This is a genomic window from Microbacterium sp. DT81.1 (genome assembly GCF_049844955.1).
In the GTDB taxonomy this organism is placed as follows: Bacteria; Actinomycetota; Actinomycetes; order Actinomycetales; family Microbacteriaceae; genus Microbacterium.
Map to the genome: position 1 here is coordinate 4,932 of NZ_JBNCMA010000006.1, position 20,015 is coordinate 24,946.

Genomic DNA, 20,015 nt, shown 5'->3' on the forward strand with positions numbered 1-20,015 from the left:
TCGGAGCACCGCCGTTCGTGATGTCCCAGTTCCCGTCGCCGCGCGCGAACGCCACCGGGATCGTCCCCCAGCCCGCCTGCTGACGCACCAGCGCGATATCGGTCAGACCGTTCCCGTTGAAGTCACCGGTCACCACCCGCACACCCGGAGTGTTCGCCCAGGCACCGATGAAGTTCGGAGCACCGCCGTTCGTGATGTCCCAGTTCCCGTCGCCGCGCGCGAACGCCACCGGGATCGTCCCCCAGCCCGCCAACTGACGCACCAGCGCGATATCGGTCAGACCGTTCCCGTTGAAGTCACCGGTCACCACCTGCACACCCGGAGTGTTCGCCCAGGACCCGATGAACGTCGCGGCAGCACCGTTGGTGATGTCCCAGTTCCCGTCGCCGCGGGCGAATGCCACCGGGATCGTCCCCCAGCCCGGCGTCTGACGCACCAGCGCGATGGCGTTGTCCTGGGCGTGAGCCACCACGGCGGGAGTGGCGAGGATCGCGGCATTGGCGTCGATCCGCCCGTGTCCCATTTCAGCATTCCAGGTGCCGTTGGCGTGGCCGGGTGTCTCGGCATACGGAACAGTCCCGACTCGTGCAGCCGTGGTCTCGATGATGGCGCGCACCTCGGTGTTGGTGAGAGAGGGGTTCCTGGACAGAATCAGGGCCGCCAGACCCGCCACATGAGGCGTGGCGGCTGATGTGCCGTTGAACGTCATGGTGTAGTCGTCGCCGGTGTAGCCATCGGAACCAGAGCGATCCGGAGCCGGGCACAGCACTCCCGGTGCCACGACGGACACCTCCGGCCCCCAGTTGGACCCCCACCCTTCCCCGTCGGGGCTCGACGGGGACTTTCGATTGTCCGCTTGATCGCTGGCTCCGATGGCCATGACGAGCGGGTTGGTCGCCGGATACGTCACGCCGTTCTCCGTGTTGTGGTTGTGCGTCGCGACGCACATGACCAATCCGGCGTCGTGGGCCTCGGTGATGGCGGGATCGATCACCGCATGGTCCCAGAGATCCCAGCCGAAGCTCATCGAGATCACGCGTGCGCCCTGACCTGTGGCGTGCCGGATTCCTGCTGCCACCTCTACGTCGGTCCAATTCTGGAAGGCGAGGGGGAGGATCAATGCTCCTCCGCCCACACCGGCCGTACCGGTGGAGTTGTTGAGAGGCGCGCTGGCGATGCCGGCACACGGCGTCCCATGGTTGCCTGTCGGAGCGCCGGTGCCCGACATGCTGCCGAGGTTGATGCCGTTATTGAGGAACGCGCCCACGAGGTCGGGGTGGCCGAGATCCACGCCCTCGTCCAGAACCGCCACTGTGATGGTGGCTGAACCCTGCTGCACATCCCACGCGGTGGTCCCTCCTCCACCGGCGCCGATCTGCACCATGTCCCACTGTTGCGCGAACAAGGGGTCATCAGGCTGGAACGCCACTGGTGTGACGAGGGGCACGAACTCCAGCCGGACTTCCGCGCCGAGCCGTGCGGACAGCTCGTCACGGATGTCGTAGGCCGCAGGATTCTCGGACGAGATCTCGTAGACGTCGAAGGGGCCCAGCAGGGCGCTGCGGGCGTCATTGCGGACGAGGCCGTACTCTTCGAGCACCGGCTTCGCGCTCTGATCCTCAGCGACAGCCGACGGAATGATGAGGCTGTTGGCCAAGGGAGCCAGCATCTCCTCGTGACCGCGGACCTCGGCGCGATAGACAGGGGCGGTCCACTCCACGCCGGAGCTCGCTGCGACCACATCGCGGTCGACACTCCTGCCGTCGCGAGCACTGGCGAAGCGGAGATCCGCGCTTTCGTTCACGACGGCATGAGGCAGGTCCGTGCCGGGAACCGACCGAGCAGAAGAATCTGCGGTCGGACCCGACTGAAGGGGAACAAGCCCCGCTTCGTCGAGGACGTCGCTCGTGGACGCCGCCCGTCCTGGGACGACCTTGACGAGCACCATCTCCGGAACGAGAGCGAGCTGAGCTCCTGAGGGGTGCGCGATGGAGTCGGGGTAGCTTGCCATTAGTGGTGCCTCCGGATTCTGACGGAATTTGCTGACCTAACAGTGAGCCGGGCGTCCGTCCGTGCTCAGTTCAAAAGTGGCCTCGTGCCCCGAAGAGGCAGGCGTTCTTGATCCCTTTTGGGCGACGCCGAACAGCCCTCGAGAATCCGGGACGCACTTGCCTTGTGGATGGCGAGCTAGCGAGGAGGGCTTTCCCCAGGCATCGGGCCGCGCACGCTCCTCGCCGGCGACTGCGCACTGGCAATGACGCCTCGAAGGCGTTCCCACTCGAGCCAGGTCATAGCCGTTCCTCTCGCCGACGAGATGCGAGCTCGGCTGCCCTGGAACCTGCATCAGAAACAGTCGAGCGACGTGCTATGAGGTCAGGCACACTCGCTTTCCGTCGATCCCCCAATCGAGCAGGGTCCGGCCTCGTGACGGATCATTCCATGAGCGATACGCCCTGTCAATATTGTGTGCCAAGGTGCCTGCTCGGACCCAGCAGCCCAAACCGCTCCCGCCCGAGGACTGCGACGAGACAGATGAGCGCACGAAGAGGTATTGCGATCATTTCGCTCGAGGAGTAGACCCAGAGCATCGGTAATCAGCTACCAAGGGCGGTTGACCATGCCTGATTTGCGGCGTCGCGACTGCCGGCTGCGGCAGCCCCTCGCGCCGGCCGTCACTACCCACGAAACAGCGGTGTACAAGAGGCATTCACGCGCAACCTGACCCAGGAGGCCATAGAGCCGCTCACTCCCGACGGGTACGAAAGTCGTCCCCGCATTCACTCCGGTCGGTGCACCCCTCGGGTGCGAGGGTTCATCAATGTGGTTGAGGCCCCATCAGCGTTGGTCGCTCTACGTGTAACGCCTCGTCATTCGCTGAGGAGGAATGTTGTGAACAGATCCAAGAGTCCCTGGTGTGTCAGTGGCTCGAGGAAGAGAAATTGGCCTTGTGGGTTGACCTCGAACCACACCAGTTCGCCGTCCGGGGTGATCTTGAGGTCCATGATGCCCATTGCCAGGCCCAGCGTTTCAAGCAGCAACAGGAGCTGCTTCTGCACATCAGGTCCTAAGTTGTAAGGCGTCACCGGGACGTTGATGTTCGGCCGCCAATCCAGCTCCTCTGTATCTATGGAAGCGGTGCGAATGTCTGTGCCGAAGCAATTCACCCGTAGATGACGTGTTCCCGGAATACGCTCCTGATACATGCTCGGAACGACAGCTAGTTGCTCGTTCGTGACGTCCTCAACATGGAACTCGCGAGTGGCAAGAAATCTGCGACCAGTGTTATGGGGCGCTTTGACGATGACGTTCCGATCGTGAAAGTCGTAGAAACGCTGAACGGCGACTGGATCGCAGGAAATGAGAGTGTCCGGGACACGCAAACCGCATTGCGATGCGCATCTGAGCTGGAACAATTTGTCTGATGCGCGTTCGGTAGCGTCAGGCGCGGATATCCATCTGCCGTTGAAATGGTTGACAAGCGTCGAGCGCAGAGTCACCTTCGAGTTGGAGTTGATGTAGTCATCCTGCACGTCACCGTGGCGCTCTTGAAGAACTGTTTGCGCCAGGGACGGCCGACGCCACCAAATGGTTGATATCTCGTCTACAACGACTCGCTCGTCACCGATGCAGAAGTGCGCGTCTCCAGAAAGAAGGCTCGTCAGTCGCGTGTTCGAGATTTCATCGGACGGCAGCAAGTATGCACGCTGCCCCCGTTTCTCGACCTCGCGCTGCACTGCTCGCCCGTGAAGGTCGCTTGAGCCCGTAACGATGAGTACTGGCGATGCAGACATCACTGAATAGAGCGCGAGAAACTGCCGAGGGCTCAGGCGCCTCTAGTCTTCGCCGCTATCGCCGTCCTTCGTTGTTGTCCCGGCCGTGCGGAGTTGCACATCGCCGAGTTCGATACCGAACTGCGCCGCGAGGTCCGCTTCGTAAGCGTCAACTTTGGGATTTGACTCGCCGCTCTCTGTGACTGGTTGGAGCGCGAACAGGGCCGGCGCAACAGTTGTTGATGATTGCATGATCAGTCTCCTTCTATTGGCGGGTCACGACAGTCGCGAGACCCGCGGGTGATGCACACGGAGCCGCAGCCACCTCACTGCGCATGACCCCTGGGTACGTATTAGCCTCTGCCGGTCGCCATGTCAATACCGCAACGAGCTTCGGCACAGCGCTCGCCGTCAACGTGGCGACTCATCCGATTGGCGGTCGCGGACCCTACGCCTTTCCCTCACCGTCGAGGGCGGGCATTGCCGTGAATCGCCCAGCACCGGTCTAGGGTTCCCTTCGGCGCATCCCGGGCCGCAATCCGCGTGTCACTCCTGATGGCGTGGATGCACGACGGCTGCGTCGCGGAAAGCCTGCCAGGACGCGCGCGAGAAGAGGTTGTCACATCGGGTCGCTGCGTCCCCGCCCGGACGGTTGGGCGGCGTCGAGCAGCTCGGCGGCGAGCGTCTCGGTGAGCCAGTCGCACCACGTCGAGACAGTGCGCCAGTGGTCAGCGATGACGTCGTACGCGTCGGGCGTCCACATCCAATCGGCTGGAGGCTCTCGCCTGCCGACCGCCAGCCGTTTGAGCTGCAGCAGCGGCAGGCGCGGGTGGTCGGCGCGGTACCCGCGAGGCGCAGTCTTGAGTACATCGTCGCGGAGGAGCTCAAAGCCGGCGCTGCCGAGCTCCGCGAGCAGCTCGTCCAGGTCCTCGGCCCTGCGCGGATCGTCGACAGCTTCGCGGAAGCGCGCCAGCGCCGCGGGCGGCAGCTCATACATCCCGCCACCCAACATCAGACCGTCCTCGCTCAGCTGTAGATAGTGCTTCACGGTGGTCTGCGTGACCATGCCGATGTGCAGCTTGTAGGGCGTCTTGTCGGCGCTGAAGCGGACGTCGCGATACGGGCGGAAGATCTTGACCGCGCCGAACTCGGGCTCCAGTTCCGCACCGAGCGCCTCGAACGGTTCGCGAACGGCCGAGTTGTAGCGAGCCTTGTTGGCCGTCCACCACGTCTTCGTGTTGGCGGCGCGGACCTCGGCGTAGAACGAGACGGCGTCGCGATCGAGTCCTTGGAATCCCCCCACGACATCCATGCTGGCAGGTCGACCATCGAGCCGCACGCTGCGGGATCTCTAACCGCGACAGCCCGAGACGCACAAGCGGATGGGTCTCCCGCACTCACTGGCGGATCTCGGCCCGGCTTCTAGTCGCCGAACCCGGCCTCGGTTTCAAGCGGCGTGGGTTCGAACGCCCCCCTCGATGTCGCGAGCTCGCCTTCCTCGAAATAGAGCTCACGTATCTGGCCGAACTCGAGGGTGAGGAACTGGTGCGCGCCCGTGACGTGCCCACGGGCCGTTGCCCTCTCCCCGGTCCTCAGTCTCGCCTCCGCCGTGTTGGCACGACCCATGAACGCGACCTGGATACCGGCCTCCAGGTCTTCATCGTCCGGGTGCGGACCTGCCAGCTCGACCGACAGGATCTGGTCGAAGTCAGGAGGCTCGCTGATCACGTGAGCGAGGAACATTTCGCGGTTTCGTCCGACCAGCAGATATGTGAGGTCATCCGGCCTGCCACGCTTGTCGAATTTGCGGGCATAGACAATGTCGGTGATGCGGACGTTCACATCAGACAGCTCCGGGATGGGTACGCCACCCCGCTCGAGGTGGCCGCGGAAAAATCTCGCACGAAAGGAGTCCCGCTCTGGCGGATCCGTCGCGTACAGAGTGGCCAGCGCGAACAGCTCAGGCATCACCGTGTAGAGGTGCTCGTCTGGGTGGTCCGCACGCTCCCTCGACCAGGCCTCGGTGAGACTGCTTCCGTCCCTTTCCAAGGTCACCTCGAGCAGGAGTTGCGCGTCGTGCGGCAGCATGAACATCGGAAGGTGGGAGAGGAATACCGTGTCCCGTCCGAACGCGAACATGTTGTGGCGACCGAAATCGGGCGGCGGTTCGGCGCTTGTATCGCTGCTCATCGCTTCAGGAGAACTCATCATCGATCTACTCCTCTTCTATTCCTCGTGCTGCAATCGCAAGCCGGTGGGTGGTGTCCCCGTTCTACAGACGTTGCCGGCGACGAGGAACCGCGACGCGACTCTCCTGCCGGTTCGGGCGCCGGCATCCGGTCGGACCGCTCCCCGACACGGACCTGCTGAGGATGGCGGACGCAGCCAGGTTGGCTGCACCGACTGCCGCCACTTCCGCCGAGTACACTGCTCAGCCTCCTGCGAGTCTCGGGAGGCTCGATTGGCCCCGTGGTATTCCGACTCGTCCCCTTGATGGTCCACCCGATCACTCCGCGAATCAAGTGGTCGGCGCCGCGCCGTCCCCGGGGAGGTGTATCAGCTTGGCCAGATTGCGTTCTTCTACGAGGAGGGCACTCTTGCCCTACCTGTCGGTGCACGGGGATTCGAGGAGGTAGTCATGGTGCAGCAGAGCATCCGGATTGCATCGTACAACGTGGAGAATCTGTTCTCCCGGCCACGCGCGATGAATCAGCCCGAGGACGTCGCCGGAAAGGTGTTGCGGGCCCATGCGCGTGTGAACGAGCTCTTCGAGCGAGAGGTATACACGCCCGATGTGAAGGCCGAGATCCTGGTGCTGCTGAAAGAGCTGAAGCTGCTCCGTGACGACGGCGACGTGACCCGAAGGTCAACGTTCGCGATCCTCCGACGCATCCGAGGGCGGCTGCTCCGACGGCCCCAGAACGATCCAGACGGGTCTGAGGTCACCGTGGTCGCGAGCGGGCGGGGCGCTTGGACCGGTTGGGTGGACCTGATCACAGACCGCATCGAGGAGAAGGCGATCAGCAATACAGCCCGTGTCATCCGCGAGGTGGGGGCGGACATCGTGGGAATCATCGAGGCTGAAGACCGCATCACCCTCGCGCGGTTCACCGACTCGCTCTTGTTGCATCCGGTCGAGTCAGAACCGCTCTACCCGAACGTCATGCTGATCGACGGGAACGATCCTCGTGGCATCGATGTCGGCATCCTCTCGGCCGGCGCCTACCCGCTCGGTGTGATGCGGTCGCACACCACCGACGGCCCGTTCGGTGATCGAGTGTTCAGCCGGGATTGCCCGGAATACTGGTTCACCTTCCCGGCCGGGTCCGCGCTGGCCGGGCAGCGGCTTGTCGTGCTCGTCAACCACTTCAAGAGCAAGTTCGGCGGCAATGATCCCGCGAGCATCGCAAGGCGCAAGCGACAGGCGAAACAGGTGGCCGACATCTACGACGATCTGCGCGCCGCGGGCGTCGACCATGTCGTCGTCCTCGGGGACCTCAACGACACGCCCGATAGCGAAGCACTGCAGCCGCTGCTCGCGGACACCGACCTGACCGACATCGCGTCCGTGCGACCGTTCGACGATGGCGATCCGGACGAGGACCGGCCCGGCACGTTCGGCAACGGCACCAAGTCCAGCAAGATCGACTATCTGCTGCTCTCACCCAGTCTGCTTGCCCGGGCCACCGGCGCCGGCATCTTCCGCAAGGGCGTGTGGGGCGGCGTCAACGGCACTCTCTTCCCCCACTTCGAAACCATCGAAGCCGACCATGAGGCCGCATCCGACCACGCCGCACTCTACGTCGACATCACCCTCGACTAGTACCGGGCACAAGAAGCCCGACATAGAACGGCGCCCGTACCAACGCTAGAGATCCGGCCGCGGACACCCTCAAGTGCCGATCGTCGAGACCAGCACGCCGCCCTCGGTCGGCACCACCCGCCAGACGCTGCCCTTGCCCTCGACCCTGAGCGCCCCATCGCCCACGATCAGGGCCGTGCGCTCGTCGACGCCGAGGCCGCCCGCGACCAGCCCCGACTCCACGGCGGCGACCAGTCGGGACAGCATGCCGCGCTCGGCCACGTGCACCTCGATGGCCACGTCGACGAGGCCAATGCCGGCCTCGATCTCCAGCTCGTCGCCCGCTTCGCCCGGGTCCTCAGGTGAGACGACCACGCCGCCGATGCGCGAGCCGCTTCCGAGCGAGCCCTCCGCCGCGATCATCGCGCCGGCCGAGACGCCGAGATAGGGCACACCGTCTGCAACCAGCCGGCGCAACTCGCCGAACACCGGCTCCAGCCCGGCGCGCACGTCCTCGACGACGCCGCCCCCCACCGCGATGCCGTCCACATCGGCGATCGCGCCGAGCCCGATCGGCTCGCCGGGCCGCCCCGCGGTCAGGTGTACCTCGATTCCGGGTCCCGATCCGGCCTCGGCCAGAAGCTCGCCAAGCGCCGCCGCCTTCTCCTCGGCCTCGGGGTGCAGTGAGATCACGGCGACGCGCGGCCGCGTGCGGCCTTCGAGGCGCGCTCGCAGCGCCGCTTCGGCGACGAACGGCGCGTAGAGGGGGGCATCCGCACCCGTGGTCGCCCCGCCGCCGATGAGGTGCACGCTCACGCGGCATCATCCCCAGCTGCGACGGCGGGCGATGGTGCCGCATCGCCGAACTGATCCCAAACGAGGATCTCGCGGCGGATTCCATCGATGCCGGTGTCCACGTGGTTCGCATCGAAGGCCATCCGACGAGCCTACGCGCGTTGGAATCCAGGCGGTGCCCGCGCCTTCCCAGGGTCGGTGCCTACGTGTAGAAGCCGCCGCAGTTCTGGCCGAGCTGGTCGGCCCACGGCACACGTGTGACGTCGGGGCCTTGATCGTGGCGCGTGGCCCTCAGGCCTGGCGCGGGGAGGAACTCTTCGCCGCACAGCCCAAGTAACCAGTCGGGCGGCTCGCGCTCGACACACTCCATGCACTCCAGCATTGCCCAGAATCAGGGTCCTCGGGATGCTCGGGGACCCTTGGGGGACCCTGGGGATCAGTGCACGAGCCGTGCGCCACCGGTCCGTCGACAAGGTGCGGCCGGCCGTTGACGACCTGCTCCACAGACGGTCGACGACTTGATCCCGCGCAGCATCGATCTCGGCCCGATCCGTCTCGGTGTCGCGGTCGACGCTGCGCCGAAGCTTGTGAGCCGCCTCCAGGCGCTCGTCCGCATCGAGCGACTGCCCGCCTCGATGTACCGCGCCAGCCCGGACCATATGCCGACACCCGTTAACCCGGCCGTGGTCGCTGTCGCCCGGTGTGTGCGAGTGGGAAGATACCTGCGTGACCGTTGCCTCTGGTTTTCGGGCGTCCTCCAGGACGACGGCTATCAGCGTCGGTATTCCGGTCGTGGGCGTCGCAGTGGGCCTTCCGACGACCTTGGCGAGCGCGACCGCCTCTTCGTATTTCTCGTGGTTCCCCGACTTCTTGGTTGGCTGGCTGTTCTTCGCCGCGGCCGGCTGGGCTTATCGATCCTTCAGAGTCGCCACGGCCTACGGCGTGCTCATCGGGTGTCTCTGGTTCGCAGGAAGTGTTCTGCCGGTCGCAAGCCTGTGGCATCGCGGTGCGATCGCCCAGCTCGTGCTCGCCTGGTCATTGGTTCGACCGAGACGGGCAGGAGCGATTGTTGCGGTCGTCAGCGCGTACGCGCTCAATCTGGTGCCGGGTATTGCAGGGAGGCCGGACGTCTCGATCGCGTTCGCAGCTGTGCTGATCGCTGTCGGAGCGGTTCGTTCGGTCACTCGCCGCGGCGGATCCCTCCCGCTCATGGTCTCCATCTCGTTCGGGGTGGGGGTCAGCGGTGCGCACGCGATACAGGCCGGCGCCCCGGGCGGGAGCGGTGTCTACTCCGGGCTTCTCGTCTACGAAGCGGGGGTGGCCGGGATCGCACTCACCTTGGCGATATTCGCGGGTCGACCGACGAGTCTGGACCCGACGGATGTACTGCTCGACCTCAGACGGCGTCGCCCGACACGAGAGGTAGGTGGGGCGATGCTGCAGCGAGCACTGAGGGACATCGATGACCCCGCGCTTTTGGAAGCGCTCACGACGGCGGATCGCCTCACGACGACCGGCGCCGAACTCGAGCGAGAGGCGAACAGTCGTCTCCGTGCACTCATCGAGTCGCGAGATCGACTTGCCGCGGCCGAGACTCAGGAGCGCGCGCGGATACTGAGGCTCCTTGGTGAGGAACTCGACCCTCTCTATGAGGATGTGCGTGCTGCACTTGCCGCGCTCCCACCTTCGGCCGGTGCGGAGCGCATGCGTCATCGAGTCGCCGAGTCCGCAGCCGAGATCGATTCGCTCCGCGCCGGCCTCCTCGCACCGACTGGCGATGCCCCGCTGGCGTCGGAGATCATCGAGCTGGGGTCGCGAAGTCCGATCCCTGTCAAAGTTCGCGGCCTTCCACGAAGCCTTCCGGCGGCCCTCGCGGAGGCGGTGCGATACATGTGCTCAGAGGCGATCCTCAACGCGGTGAAGCACTCGGGTGCGTCGTTGATCGAGATCCGTGGGCGCCGCACGATGGGGCGCTGGGTGATCGATATCGCGGATGACGGTCGAGGCCGGGGAGCAGCGCGCAGCGGGACTGGCCTTCGAGGCATCTCTGAGCGCGCGCAGCAGGTGGGAGCCCGCATCCAGGTCACCTCTCCACCGGGCGGGGGAACGCGCGTGTCGATCGAGCTCCCCGGGTTCAGTCGTCGGGTCGCGCGGAATCGCCGGTCGGCGGACGACAGGCGGCGGGGGGCTCGTACTCGGGAGCAGGATGCTCCGTGACCGCCTCCTTCATCGCCTGCACGACGGGGGCGTGCGCCGAGTCGGCGAGAAGGCTGCGAACGAGCGGCTCGGCCTTGCCTTCCAGCGCGTGTCGTGTTGCGCTGCCGGCGACGGCTAAGCGGTAGCCCAGCAGACAGGCACGAGTCGCAGCGTCCGCTGGGTCAATGGGTGCGGCCGCGACGCGCGCCGCAGCGACCTGGATCGCGTGTCGCTGGGTTTCGCTCAGGGAGTCCCACGCCTCGTGGTCGGCGACGAGAACGTCGAACTTCACCCACAGATCGAGGTCGCCGGTGATCGTGAGGTCCCCGGGCAGGGTCGGCAGCCACCCGAAGCTCGTCTCGGATGCATCGACGACGCCGAGGAGGACAGAGCCTGGTGGCGCGTCGCCGACTGCGGTCGCGCCGAGCGCCGCGAGGACATCTGCTTCGAAGGTCACGTCGGTCTGGGCGGTCCGGATGCGAAGACCCTGGAACTGCTCCGGTTCGAGGAGCGGCGTCAACGCGGCAGGGTGGCGGATCTCTTCGGGGATGACGGCGATCCCGACGAGTCCCAGTCCTTCCAGCCGCATCAAGTAGTCCAAAACGGCCGGATCGGTGGCGACCGCCGTCGCCTGTGCCATTGAGTGCAGTTGGAAAGGGGCCGACAGTGCGGGAAGCGACGCCTCGGGCCAACGATCGAATGCCCGGGCGGCGATCAGTCCGAACGCGAAGGAGCCATCGGCGACGGACGCTGCAAGGTCTGCCTCGCGCCTCGGATCAGGCCCCCGATCGTCCCATGCCGGCTCGAACGTCACTGCCGCGTTCCGGGCGTCCAACTCCTCGACGATCAGCTTGGCGAGCCGCCCCGTGGGGCTTCCCGCAGCCTCTGGCACTGCCAGCCTCTTGACGATGCCAAGCGGCGCGCTTCCCGCCTTGGTCCCGTCGTAGACGGCGTCCGAGGTGCATCCTGGGGCCAACACGAGGGTCGGCACGAGGACCGCCAGCAGACAGGCGGTTCTCGTGCCGACCATCGACCTGCTCATTCCACCTTCATCCATGGTGTCGTCGTCTCCGCCAGAACACTGATCTCCGGGAAGTCGCCGGACGGCGTCATTGTCAGGTTGCCGTCCGCATCCGGTTCGACCACCATCACCCGGGTCTGGTACCCGGGGTCCTCGATAGTCAGCTTCTCTTCGTCGAACGACCAGGTGCCATGGGCAGACCCGACTCTGCCGTTCGAAGCATCGTGACGGAACTGCCACGTGCCGTCCGGGGCCAGCGTCCAGGTGTATATACCGCAGATCTCGGGGCACCACTCCTCGGCGGAAGCTCCCGCTGACGTGATGACCTGCTCTGTGATCTCATAGCGGTAGGTGCCCGCGATCGACACGTCGGATTCCGATTCCGCGCCTACGGCGTCGCATGCGGTTACGGGGTCGGGAGCCTCTACTCTCTCGATGACGCTCGTGATCCCGGCGATCACATCGGCGTTCTCTCCTTCGGCGGCGATCATATCGACCACCGGCTGTGCGGCCAGCTTGAGGGACGCGAGCTGCTCTGCGCTCGCCGCCACGATCGATCCCCCGCCTTCGCACCACGTCTGCGCTGCGGTCGAATCCTTCGGCTGGTTCTCACCGACCCAGTCCTGTGTAGCCGAAGCGGCGGCCGCGATCGCGGCACGGGCTTCCTCGCTGAGCGCGGCCCAGGCGTCCGAGTTGGCGACGAGGACATTCACCTTCGGGTAGAACACGACATTTCCCGTGGCTGTGCCATACGGGCCGAGTAGGTAGGCCGAGTCAGTGCCGAGGTGTTTGTCGTAGTCGGGTGGGTCATCCGTCACCGAGGCCCCGAGCGCTCGGTAGAGCGCTCCATTCACCTCTGCTGTTGCCGTCCGGACAGTCCCCCCTGCGTAGTCGCTCGGCTGGAGGAGCGCTCCGTGGTAGCCGAAGGGCCGTCTCAGCCCTTCCGGCATCGCGGCGATGCCGACCACACCGATGTCGGTCAGCCCCTCGAGCATCGGGGCCATGAGGTTTTCGTCCGAGAGCACGGCGTCCAGTGCCTCATCACTCTGAATGAGGAACGGTGTCGTCAGCGGATCCAGGGTGCTCACGCCGAGACTTGCCCAGGCGCGGGACGGAACGACGGCGAGATCGAGCTCGCCGTCCACGACCATCTCGGCGATCGCCTGGTCCCAATCGGCAGCGTCTCCTGCCGCGTGCCACACCGGCTCGAGCAGGATTTCGCCTGACCTCTGCACTTCCTTCGCGAGCGCGCTGATCTGTTCGGCGGCCGGCACGCCCGGCGCGTCGTCGGTTCCGACGGAAAGCGTGACGGGTTCGGGCGGGGTGGCCGTCGCGGACGGATCTGCGGTGCACCCTGCGCACGCGATCGCGACGACAGCCAATGAACTCAAAGCGGTGACGGTCCGAGCGGCCATCGTGGGCTCCTTCCAGGATTGATTCTGTCCTATGGAGCGACGCTACGGTTGGGCACCTCCGGGATCCGCAGTGTAAGCACCCCTCTTAACGTGCTCCGCCTCCGTGCTGGCACGGAATCTCGCGCAGGGTCGTTGACGAACCCGTGGGGCGCTCCCAGAATCGGACCATGCGACGGCACTCACGGATGTGCGGCGCGATCGTGGTCTTCCTCGCGCTTCTCTCTGTCGCCGCGGGCGTGTGGGTCGGCGTGACCTCGGCCCCCCGTGCATCATCGACCGCCACCGAAGTTGTGTTCGCCATCCACGTCACGGCGAGCGTATCGCTCGTCGGAGCCGGAATACTTCTCACGGTGATCGGTATCCGGCCCACGTGGGTGGTACTCATCGCACTCACCGCTCTGATGCTCCAGGCGGAGCTCATCGGCAACGCACCGCAGTCGCTCTTGGGAGCGCGAGCAGGCTTCACCGTCCTCGGCCTCGCCGCTCCCGCTCTCGTTCTCCTCCTCGCAGCGGCCGTCTCAGATGAGCCGCCGGCGACCTCGGGGTCCGGTCGTGGCCGTACGCGTGAGACCGTCCGCGCCTTGGCGATGGCCGCCGCCGGCGCGATCGTATTGCTCGCCGTCATGATCACCCTGTTCAGGGTGCCCCTCCTTGATCTGTCCTGCAGATTCGACTGCGGACTGGAGACCTGGGTGGCGTTTCCTGCTCCTCGCGCCGCGGCTGCGCTCGAGACTTGGTACGTGGCAGCGGTCGCCGTCGGTGCCGGCCTCATGACGGTGCTGCTCCTGACGGCGTGTCGTCGTGTAAGCGTTGGTGCGCGCCGGGCATGGACCGGGCTGACCGTGCTCGCTGCCGCCCTTCTTGTACTGGTCGGGGAGGCGGTTCGCACCTTCTTGATGTACGGCCGCGCAACCATAGACCTTGCCGCATTCGACGCTCTGCGGCTTCTCGCATACGGCATCCTCGGGCTCGCGGTGCTCATCTCGGGTCTGGTCGCGGCGAAGCATCTGCTGGTCGTCCGCGAGCTGACCCGGCGCATCGGACACGAGACCGAGCCGGGCCAGCTCCAGGATCGGCTTGCGGCGATCCTGGACGATAAGTCCCTGTCGCTGGGATTCTGGATTCCTGAGACAGCAGCATTCGTCGATCGCGACGGCCAGACCGTGGAGCCGGCCGGGGACGCGACGCGCATTCGGATATCGCGCCGCGGCCGCCCGCTCGCGGTCATCGCGACGAGCCGGCGCGCAGACGAGGTGCGGGCCAGCGTGAGATCGATCGGCGCCACTGCACGCCTCGCAATCGACAATGAGCGACGGTTGGCAGAAACGGCGTTCCGGACCCGGGAGACCGCGAAGACACGGCGCGAGATCGTCGACAGGTCGTCAAATCAGCGTCACGCGATCGAGCGCGGTCTTCACGACGGTGCGCAGGCCGGCCTGGTCGCCGCAATCTTCGAGTTGGCTCGGTTGCGCGCCGCTCACGGGGGCTCGGCCGAGGCGGACCGTGTCGAACGAGCGCTCATCCGCGCCCATGCTCGTGCTCGGGAACTCGCCCATGGAGTGTATCCGGCCCTGCTCGACGGGGTTGGACTGACCGAGGCGCTCCGTGAGTTGGCGATGTCGCGCCCGCTCTCGGTGATCGGGGGGGATGAGCGGGCGCCGACTCCCGTCGAGCACGCGCTCTACCGCCTCGTCCGCGCTGCCGGTGACGACGGTACCCCGCTCAACATCGAGATCGTGGTCGACGGCGAGGCCAGAGTCGTCGTGTCTGGGATGCAATCGTCCACGCCAGCGGTCATCGCCGACGAGATCGCGGTGCTTGGTGGACACATCGACCGTGACGGCGACACCATCACGGCGGTGGTGCCGTGCGTGCAGTGATCGCCGACGACACGCTGATCACTCGGGAGGGTCTGGCGCTCCTTCTCACCGATGCGGGGGTGGACGTCCTCGGCGCGGCACCGGATGCGTCTGGCTTGATGCGACTGGTCGCCGCCCATCGTCCAGACGTCGCGATCGTCGACATCCGGATGCCGCCGACCTTCCGCGACGAAGGGATCGTCGCCGCACGAGACATCCGCCGCTACTACCCCGCTACGGCGGTCCTGATCCTCTCTCAGCACCTCGAACCGGCCTACGCGTTGAAGATGCTCAGAGACTACCCGGAGCGGTCTGGCTACCTGCTCAAGGAACGCGTGAATGACCTCAGCGTGCTGGTCGACGCATTGCGACGCCTCACCGATGGGGAAACCGTGGTCGATCCGACGATCGTGGCGCGGCTCATGCATCGGCCCCGCGTCAGCGGAGGGCTCGACGATCTGACGCAGCGCGAGAGAGATGTGCTTGCCGGGGTGGCCGAGGGGCTGACCAACGAAGGGATCGCCCGCAAGCTCTTCATCAGCGACAGAACAGTGGAGTCTCACGTCGCGAATGTCTTCGGCAAGCTGAAACTCACCGACGATGCGCATTCGCATCGCCGCGTGCTCGCTGCTCTCGCGTTCCTCCGCGAAGCATCTGACTCATGACCGCGGGCGCCGCTGCCTCGAATCGGACCTACTGCGCGCTGAGACGGGTGTAACCGCGATGTCGCGTCGCGGCACCAAGTCGATGCCCGCATGACCCGCCCGCTGATGCGCCCAGAACACGAGTCGTCCATGGCGGATCAGGCATCGGCCACTCGCCAGCGCTGAGTGGACGGTCAACGTGATCCACGCTGCGAGGTTGTAGGAAGGCCGAGTCGATCCGCACTCTCGCGGTGGATGACGTACGAGATGCCGTCGGCTTCGCGCGCTCGCCAAGACCACAGGGGCAGCGTCGGCATCCTGACGTGGCCGGTCGCTCCCGTCCGTGACCGGTCAGGTGGGGTCGGCGTTCATCTCCCATTGTTTGGGTGAGCGCCAGAGTGCGCTGGTGGTGAGAGAGCGAATCATCTCCATCTCTTTCGGCAGCCGGTTGTAGAGCTTCATGAAAAGCTCTTCGACGTCGAGGAGTTCGGACGTCCAATCACGACGGTTGATCGCCATGCAGGCAAAGAAGTCCTCCTCGGAGAAGTCGAGGCCGTCCCAGGTGAGATCTTCGTAGCGCGGCATCCAGCCCAACGGGCTCTCGATAGCGAGCGCGCGTCCCCGGGAACGTGCGACTATCCACTCCAGCACGCGCATGTTCTCGCCGAATCCGGGCCACAGGAAGTTCCCGTCCTGGTCACGCCGGAACCAGTTCACCTGGAAGATGCGGGGCGCATTGCGCACCCGCCGGCCGAGGGAGAGCCAGTGATTGATGTAGTCGCCCAAGTGGTAACCGGAGAACGGCAGCATCGCGAACGGGTCGCGGCGGACCACACCCTGCTCCCCGAATGCGGCGGCGGTGGTCTCCGAGCCCATGGTCGCAGCCATGTACACCCCGAACGCCCAGTTGAAGCTCTGGGCCACCAATGGAATGGTTCCCGCGCGGCGGCCGCCGAAGACGAATGCGCGGATCGGCACCCCTTGCGGGTCGTCCCATGACTCGTCGAGCGCCGGGTTCAAGGTCGCCGGCGACGTGAATCGCGAGTTCGGATGCGCCGCCTTCGTTCCGGACTCCGGAGTCCAGTCGTTGCCCTGCCAGTCGATCGCGTGCGCCGGCTTCGGGCCGTCCATCCCCTCCCACCACACATCCCCATCGTCAGTGAGGGCGACATTGGTGAAGATCGTGTCGGAACGGATCGATTCCATCCCGTTCGGGTTCGTGGCATACGACGTGCCCGGCGCGACCCCGAAGTAACCCGCCTCCGGGTTGATCGCGAACAGGGTGCCGTCCTCGCCGGGCTTGATCCAGGCGATGTCGTCGCCGACGGTGGTCACCTTCCACCCCTGGTCCGCGAACGCCGGCGGCGGGACAAGCATCGCGAAGTTGGTCTTGCCGCACGCTGACGGGAACGCCGCCGCCACGTACGTCTTCTCCCCGTGGGGATCCGTCACGCCCAGGATGAGCATGTGTTCGGCGAGCCACCCGTCGTCGCGTGCCATCGTGGACGCGATCCGCAGGGCGAGGCACTTCTTGCCCAGCAGGGCGTTGCCGCCGTATCCGGACCCGTACGACCAGATCTCCAGGGTCTCCGGGAAGTGCACGATGTACTTCTCAGTCGGATTGCACGGCCAGGCGGCATCCTCCTCACCTTCCCCCAGGGGGGCTCCGACGCTGTGCATGCACGGCACGAACTCGCCGTTCGCACCGAGCACCTCAGCGGCAGCACGACCCATCCGGGTCATGATCTTCATGCTCACGACCGCGTATGGCGAGTCCGTGATCTGCACCCCCAGTTGGGCGATCGGTGAGCCTAACGGGCCCATGCTGAACGGCACCACGTACATCGTTCTGCCCACCATCGACCCGGCGAACAGGCCGCGCAGGATCCGCCTCATGTCCTTCGGCTCCATCCAGTTGTTGGTGGGGCCGGCATCCTCTTCGCTGCGCGCGCAGATGAACGTGCGCTCCTCCACCCGGGCGACATCGCTCGCATCACTGCGCGCAAGGAAGCTGCGCGGCCGCTTCACCGGATCGAGCCGGATGAAGGTGCCACCCTCCACGAGTTGCTCGCACAGCCCGTCGTATTCGGCGTCCGAGCCATCGCACCAGTGGACGTTGGCCGGGGTGCACAGTTCGGCCATCGCTTCCACCCAGGCGATAAGCCCGCGGTGCTCAACCCACTCGGGAACGCTCGTGGTCGTTGCTGCGGTGGTCATGGTCTCTTCTCCTCTGCTACTTGCATCAGCTTCAAGCTCCGGTGACCCCCTTGGCAAGATGCCCACGGCGACCGACCTACCGCTGAGCGTCGCCGCGATGACGGAATCACTGTCGCACTCTCCGCTGTCACAGCGTTGAGCGACCGCGCTTCCGAAGAGCCCTTGGGTGGTCTACCCGTTCAAAATGCGGTGAGCACGTTGGTGGTGTGTTCGACGGTGGGCGTTGATGCGATGTGATCGGCGATGAGTTCTCGCCAATGCGTGAAGGCTTCGGATCCGCGGAAACCGACGAGGTGGTCGTCGATGGTCTCCCAGGCGACCGTCAGTCGGTACCGCGTGGGGATCTCGTCGGATCTGTCCAGCGAAAATGTGCGGGCCCCTTTGGCGGCCTGGAACAGTGGAGCGGCGGTCGCGACCGCGGCTTCGAAGTCGGCCTCGTGGCCGGGCTTGACATCGATGACAGCGAGCTCTCTGACGATTCGAGGGGTATCGCCGGTCATCTCCGGCGTCCCTTCCCCATCGACGCGGCCGTGCTCCCCGCTCGCGAGCAGCGTTCGAGTCGCGTCGAGCGAGCCGTAGGTCCAGAAGATCCGCATCTCGTCCTCGTCGGAGGGGTTCTCGAAATGATGCGGGATGTTCGCGGGGACGAACGTGGTGTCGAAGGTGCGCAGCTCGGTGCGCGTGCCCTCGATGTCGACGATCGCGTGACCTTGGATCACCATCACCGACTCCGCCACGTTGTGGACGTGGTGGCCGATGGCGGCGCCCGGCTCGAAGATCGTGATGCCGTTGAGGTAGGTCGTTGCACCTCGCGCCGCCGTGACCAGCGGAATGGTGCGTGCACCTCCGCCGCGGCTCTTCGACGGCAGTTCGTCCGGGCGGAACACGGATGGCTGCTGCGCGATCGCGCGGGAGTGCCCGGTCATCGCGCGGGTCCGATCCACACGGTCTTGACATTCACGAACTCGCGAATGCCGAACTCTCCCAACTCGCGGCCATAGCCGGACTTCTTGATGCCGCCGAACGGCAGGCGCGCGTCCGAGGCGACCTGGCCGTTGACGAACACGGCGCCGGCGTCGATTCTTGCGGCGAGTTCGCGGGCGCGGCCGAGGTCGGATGTCCAAAGCGCGGCCCCGAGACCGAACTCGGTCTCATTGGCGAGCCGGACTGCCTCGTCGGCGTCCCTGACTCGGCTGACGCTGGCGACCGGCCCGAACGTCTCCTCGGTGAACGCGACTCCGTCGGGCGACACGTTGTCCAGAATCGTCGGCGGGTAGAAGAAGCCTGGCCCATCTGGCAGCTCCGCGCCGAGAGCCACTGTGGCTCCCCCGGCGATGGTGCGCCGCACCTGATCGTGGAGCGTGGCGCGGAGGTTGTCTCGCGCCAGCGGTCCGATCTGGGTGGCTTCGTCAAGCGGGTCGCCCTGCACCAGACGTGCGGTCTTCTCGACGAAGAGCCGCACGAACTCGTCCGCGACGGCTTCCTCGACGAGGAACCGTTTCGCGTTCACGCAGCTTTGACCGCCGGCGGTGTAGCGCGCGTTCACGGCGACCGTCGAGGCGGCTTCGAGATCGGCATCCGCGAGCACGATGAACGGGTCGGAGCCACCGAGTTCCAGCACCTGCTTCTTGAGCGCCGCGCCCGCCTGGGCCGCGACGATGGCACCGACCTCAGTGGATCCGGTCAGCGTGACGGCCGCGATCCGGTCGTCGGCGATCAGGCCGGCGACATCCTTCGCGTCGATGAGAAGCGATGCGAAAAGACCGGTCGGGCCTCCGGACTTACGGAAGATCTCCTCGACCATCCGTGCGCACTCGGGCACGTTGTTCGCGTGCTTGAGGATGGCGCCGTTTCCGGCCGCGAACGCGGGTGCGGCGAATCGGAAGAACTGCCAGAACGGGTAGTTCCACGGCATGATCGCGAGCACGACGCCAAGCGGATCGAATCGCACGCCGCTTTCGGACGCGTTCGAGGGGATGCTCTCGAACGTGAGGAACCGCTCGGCGTTGGCAGCGTAATAGTCGAGCGTGACGGCGCATTTCTCGATCTCGGCGCGCGACTCCTTGATGGGCTTGCCCATCTCCAAGGTGATGGCGCGCGCGTATCGGTCGCTGTCGGCGCGCAGCTCTGCAGCCATCGCGGTGAGCAGGCCGGCTCGTTCGGCGACGGGTCGGGTTCGCCATTCGCGTTGAGCGTCGACGGCCGCGGTGAGGGCTGCGTCGACCTGTTCCGGGGTGTGCAGCAAGAATTCGCCGAGGGTGTCGCCGGTCGCGGGGTTGATGGTCTGGGGCATCGT

The 20,015-nt window shown here is 65.9% G+C and carries 16 protein-coding genes; 4 read left to right on the forward strand and 12 right to left on the reverse strand.

Going from position 1 to position 20,015, the window contains the following annotated elements:
* From ACLQ2Q_RS15940 to ACLQ2Q_RS15960, 5 genes are all read right to left on the reverse strand, one after another.
* On the reverse strand, positions 1 to 2,011 hold a 2,011-nt coding region (locus tag ACLQ2Q_RS15940), incomplete at its 3' end, for a S8 family serine peptidase (protein WP_425821635.1).
* 856 nt (positions 2,012 to 2,867) lie between these two features.
* Entirely contained in the window at positions 2,868 to 3,734 is an 867-nt protein-coding gene (locus ACLQ2Q_RS15945) for a hypothetical protein (protein ID WP_425821637.1), read from the reverse strand.
* A 99-nt stretch (positions 3,735 to 3,833) separates the two neighbouring features.
* A complete protein-coding gene (locus ACLQ2Q_RS15950; protein ID WP_425821639.1) occupies positions 3,834 to 4,022 on the reverse strand; it encodes a hypothetical protein in 189 nt (62 codons plus the stop codon).
* A gap of 367 nt (positions 4,023 to 4,389) precedes the next feature.
* Positions 4,390 to 5,082: a DUF2461 domain-containing protein gene (locus ACLQ2Q_RS15955; RefSeq protein WP_425821641.1), complete on the reverse strand. Its 693-nt coding sequence runs from the start codon at positions 5,080 to 5,082 to the stop codon at positions 4,390 to 4,392.
* Positions 5,083 to 5,192: 110 nt separating this feature from the next.
* Positions 5,193 to 5,864, reverse strand: coding sequence for a hypothetical protein (locus ACLQ2Q_RS15960; protein WP_425821642.1), 672 nt, complete (start codon positions 5,862 to 5,864; stop codon positions 5,193 to 5,195).
* Between the two features lie 544 nt (positions 5,865 to 6,408).
* Between ACLQ2Q_RS15960 and ACLQ2Q_RS15965 the strand changes: the two genes are divergently transcribed.
* Positions 6,409 to 7,593, forward strand: a complete 1,185-nt coding sequence (locus ACLQ2Q_RS15965) for an endonuclease/exonuclease/phosphatase family protein (RefSeq protein WP_425821643.1) — start codon at positions 6,409 to 6,411, stop codon at positions 7,591 to 7,593.
* Positions 7,594 to 7,662: 69 nt separating this feature from the next.
* Here the strand turns inward: ACLQ2Q_RS15965 and ACLQ2Q_RS15970 are convergent, their stop codons facing one another.
* Both ACLQ2Q_RS15970 and ACLQ2Q_RS15975 read right to left on the reverse strand, forming a co-directional pair.
* Positions 7,663 to 8,388 (reverse strand): Type 1 glutamine amidotransferase-like domain-containing protein, encoded by a 726-nt coding sequence (locus ACLQ2Q_RS15970; RefSeq protein ID WP_425821644.1) that lies wholly within the window; start codon positions 8,386 to 8,388, stop codon positions 7,663 to 7,665.
* Positions 8,385 to 8,510, reverse strand: a complete 126-nt coding sequence (locus ACLQ2Q_RS15975) for a hypothetical protein (protein WP_425821645.1) — start codon at positions 8,508 to 8,510, stop codon at positions 8,385 to 8,387. Before ACLQ2Q_RS15975 ends, ACLQ2Q_RS15970 begins: the two co-directional genes overlap by 4 nt.
* Positions 8,511 to 9,159: 649 nt before the next feature.
* On the opposite strand from ACLQ2Q_RS15975, the gene ACLQ2Q_RS15980 reads away from it, so the two are divergent.
* Positions 9,160 to 10,584 (forward strand): ATP-binding protein, encoded by a 1,425-nt coding sequence (locus tag ACLQ2Q_RS15980; RefSeq protein WP_425821646.1) that lies wholly within the window; start codon positions 9,160 to 9,162, stop codon positions 10,582 to 10,584.
* Here ACLQ2Q_RS15980 and ACLQ2Q_RS15985 read toward each other — a convergent pair.
* Together ACLQ2Q_RS15985 and ACLQ2Q_RS15990 are read right to left on the reverse strand one after the other, a co-directional pair.
* Positions 10,502 to 11,593 carry a hypothetical protein gene (locus ACLQ2Q_RS15985; protein ID WP_425821647.1) on the reverse strand — a complete coding sequence of 364 codons (1,092 nt, stop codon included), beginning with the start codon at positions 11,591 to 11,593 and terminating at the stop codon, positions 10,502 to 10,504. The two genes, ACLQ2Q_RS15980 and ACLQ2Q_RS15985, sit on opposite strands and share 83 nt — an antisense overlap.
* An 8-nt stretch (positions 11,594 to 11,601) precedes the next feature.
* Positions 11,602 to 12,999, reverse strand: coding sequence for a hypothetical protein (locus ACLQ2Q_RS15990; RefSeq protein ID WP_425821648.1), 1,398 nt, complete (start codon positions 12,997 to 12,999; stop codon positions 11,602 to 11,604).
* A gap of 167 nt (positions 13,000 to 13,166) precedes the next feature.
* Between ACLQ2Q_RS15990 and ACLQ2Q_RS15995 the strand changes: the two genes are divergently transcribed.
* Both ACLQ2Q_RS15995 and ACLQ2Q_RS16000 read left to right on the forward strand, forming a co-directional pair.
* A complete protein-coding gene (locus ACLQ2Q_RS15995) occupies positions 13,167 to 14,879 on the forward strand; it encodes a hypothetical protein (RefSeq protein ID WP_425821649.1) in 1,713 nt (570 codons plus the stop codon).
* Positions 14,876 to 15,523: a LuxR C-terminal-related transcriptional regulator gene (locus ACLQ2Q_RS16000; protein ID WP_425822322.1), complete on the forward strand. Its 648-nt coding sequence runs from the start codon at positions 14,876 to 14,878 to the stop codon at positions 15,521 to 15,523. The genes ACLQ2Q_RS15995 and ACLQ2Q_RS16000 overlap by 4 nt, the downstream gene beginning before the upstream one ends.
* Positions 15,524 to 15,853: 330 nt before the next feature.
* Here the strand turns inward: ACLQ2Q_RS16000 and ACLQ2Q_RS16005 are convergent, their stop codons facing one another.
* The 3 genes from ACLQ2Q_RS16005 to ACLQ2Q_RS16015 form a co-directional block, all read right to left on the reverse strand.
* Positions 15,854 to 17,719 (reverse strand): phosphoenolpyruvate carboxykinase (GTP), encoded by a 1,866-nt coding sequence (locus tag ACLQ2Q_RS16005; RefSeq protein ID WP_425821651.1) that lies wholly within the window; start codon positions 17,717 to 17,719, stop codon positions 15,854 to 15,856.
* 179 nt (positions 17,720 to 17,898) lie between these two features.
* The gene (locus ACLQ2Q_RS16010) at positions 17,899 to 18,645 is read right to left on the reverse strand and encodes a cupin domain-containing protein (protein ID WP_425821653.1); all 747 of its coding nucleotides are present in this window, start codon (positions 18,643 to 18,645) and stop codon (positions 17,899 to 17,901) included.
* Positions 18,642 to 20,012, reverse strand: coding sequence for an NAD-dependent succinate-semialdehyde dehydrogenase (locus ACLQ2Q_RS16015; protein WP_425821655.1), 1,371 nt, complete (start codon positions 20,010 to 20,012; stop codon positions 18,642 to 18,644). Before ACLQ2Q_RS16015 ends, ACLQ2Q_RS16010 begins: the two co-directional genes overlap by 4 nt.
* Positions 20,013 to 20,015: the final 3 nt, after the last annotated feature.